At 76.9% G+C, this 2,235-nt stretch carries 3 protein-coding genes and 1 pseudogene; 1 reads left to right on the forward strand and 3 read right to left on the reverse strand.

Annotation, left to right across the window (positions count from 1 at the left end; genetic code table 11):
* Positions 1 to 858, forward strand: an 858-nt coding sequence (locus NH342_RS22730) for a glycerate kinase (protein WP_253018605.1), incomplete at its 5' end; no start/stop codon positions are given.
* Here NH342_RS22730 and NH342_RS22735 read toward each other — a convergent pair.
* From NH342_RS22735 to NH342_RS22745, 3 genes and pseudogenes are all read right to left on the reverse strand, one after another.
* Positions 851 to 1,456 carry a GyrI-like domain-containing protein gene (locus NH342_RS22735; RefSeq protein WP_253018607.1) on the reverse strand — a complete coding sequence of 202 codons (606 nt, stop codon included), beginning with the start codon at positions 1,454 to 1,456 and terminating at the stop codon, positions 851 to 853. The two genes, NH342_RS22730 and NH342_RS22735, sit on opposite strands and share 8 nt — an antisense overlap.
* Complete coding sequence (locus tag NH342_RS22740) at positions 1,453 to 1,956, reverse strand: DUF664 domain-containing protein (RefSeq protein ID WP_256481174.1); 504 nt, start codon at positions 1,954 to 1,956, stop codon at positions 1,453 to 1,455. Before NH342_RS22740 ends, NH342_RS22735 begins: the two co-directional genes overlap by 4 nt.
* Positions 1,957 to 1,987: 31 nt before the next feature.
* Positions 1,988 to 2,235: pseudogene (locus NH342_RS22745) on the reverse strand (hypothetical protein); the annotation flags it as partial.

The raw sequence follows: 2,235 nt of genomic DNA on the forward strand, positions 1-2,235 counted from the left end.
GGCACCGCGCTGGTCGAGCTGGCCACCGCGGCCGGCCTGCACCTGGCGCCGCCGGCTCCGCTGACCGCGACCACCCGCGGCGTCGGCGAGCTGCTCGCGGCGGCGTTGGGAGCCGGGGCCCGCCGGCTGGTCGTCGGCATCGGCGGCAGCGCCACCACCGACGGCGGCACCGGGATGCTCGCCGCGCTCGGTGTCCGGTTCCTCTCCTCGTCCGGGACCCAGCTCGCGCCGGGCGGGGCGGCGCTCGCCGGGCTGGACCGCATCGACGCCTCGGGCCTGGACCCCCGGCTGGCCGGTGCCGAGGTCGTCGTGGCCACCGACGTGGACAACCCGCTCACCGGGCCGCGCGGTGCCGCAGAGGTGTTCGGCCCGCAGAAGGGCGCCGGCCCCGACGACGTGGCGCTGCTGGACGCCGCGCTGGCCCGGTTCGCCGCCGTCGTCCGCCGCGACCTCGGGGTGGAGGTCGACGCCGTGCCGGGCGCCGGGGGAGCGGGCGGCACGGCGGCCGGGGCGCTGGCGCTGCTGGGCGCCCGGATCACCTCGGGTGCGGACCTGGTCTGCGACCTGGTCGGGCTGGACGCCGCGCTGGCCGGTGCCGACCTGTGCCTGACCGGTGAGGGCGCGCTGGACGAGCAGACCCTGTCGGGCAAGGCGCCGGCCGTCGTCGCGCGCCGGGCCGCGGCCGCCGGGGTGCGCTGCGTCGGCCTGGCGGGTGTCGTCCGGCTGGGGCCCGCGGAACTCGACGCGGCCGGGTTCGCGGCCGCGCACGGGCTGGTGGACCTCGAGCCCGACGTCGCCGTCTGCCTCGCCGAGCCGGCCCGTCTGCTCACCGAGCTGGCGGCACGGGCGGTCAGCTGATCGGCTGGCGGAGGATCGTGCGCTGCTTCTCCGGCGCGGTGCGCCGCGGGTCGGTCAGGTAGACCTCGTGGTGCTTGCCGGTCGGCGCGAACCCGGCGCCGGGCAGCACCTCGGTGTGCAGCCGGCGCAGCACCGGGCCCTCGTCGTCGAACGGTCCGACGTGCAGGGTCTGCAGGCAGCGGCCCTCGGCCAGCGTCTGCAGCCGGACGTCGTCCAGCCGCGGCGGCGCCTTCGGCCGGGTGCGCTCGAGCGCAGCGGCGACCTCGTCCCCGCCCAGCCAACCGGGGACGGCGAGCAGCAGGGTCCACTCCCACACCGCCTTGTCCCGGCGACGGGTGAAGGCGTCGAGGTCCTGCGCCCACCACAGGCCCTCCAGCGGCGGGACCACGTAGTCGCGGCCGGCGTCCTTGGACGCGAACTTCAGCGCGTAGGCCACCGGGTAGAGCGACTCGACGGCGGGTGCGAACGCCTCGCCGTTCGGGTCGCCCCGCCCGTCCACCGCGAGGTACTGCCGGGGCCCGAGGTCGACCATCCGCCACTCACCGCGGTGCGCGCGGTAGGCGTCGTCGTCCTTCAGGTCCACCTTCTCGGCGGTCACGCCCCGAGCAGACCACGGGCGTAGGCCGCCTGCCCCGCGTGCTGCAGGTCGTCGGTCACCACGCTGACCAGCCGGGTGCCGAGGGTCACCGGCGGGTCCCAGTTCGTGTCCACGACCCGGTCCAGGTCGGCGTCGGAGAGCGTGGCCAGGTACTCCTTCGTCCGGCCGTGCACGGCGTGGTGGTAGCCGGCGAGGAGCTCGGCGTCCGCACGGACCTTCGCGACGTCGTCGGGGTCCATGCCGTAGCCGTGCTCGGCGTCGTCGAAGGGCAGGTCGAAGCGGCGCGCCCAGCCGTCCGCCGTCCAGACCTGCTCGGACCCGGCGACGTCGGCGACGTGGTCGTCCTGGATGCGGGTGAGGTGCCAGACCAGCCAGGCGATGGTGTTCGCCCCCGGCTCCGGCGCCTGGGCCAGCTGGTCGGGGGTCAGGCCGTCCACGGCGGCGTCGACCACGCCGGCGATGTTGTCGAAGGCGGCGGCGAGCAGTTCGTCGGTGCGCATGGCCGGGGGGCTACCCGGGGGCGCGGACCGGTCAACCGCCCAGCAGCTGGCCGCCCTCGCCGACCAGCCAGACCAGGCCGGCGACCAGCCCGACGACGACCAGCAGCAGGACCAGCACGGGGACGACGACCCAGCGCCGCTTGAACCGGAACCTCGGCCGGGGCTCCTGCGGGGGCGGCACGTGCTTCTCGGCCAGTGCCCTCAGCGCCTCCTTGGCGTCGTGGGCGCGGCGGCGCAGGTCGGCGGCGTCGAAGCGCTGCACCGACCCGCCGGCCGCCG

The organism is Klenkia sp. PcliD-1-E (assembly GCF_024124375.1).
Classification (GTDB): Bacteria; Actinomycetota; Actinomycetes; order Mycobacteriales; family Geodermatophilaceae; genus Klenkia.

Bases quoted from the DNA above. Each gene is read 5' to 3' on its own strand.
- NH342_RS22740 (WP_256481174.1), bottom strand. From the start codon at position 1,956: ATGCGCACCGACGAACTGCTCGCCGCCGCCTTCGACAACATCGCCGGC.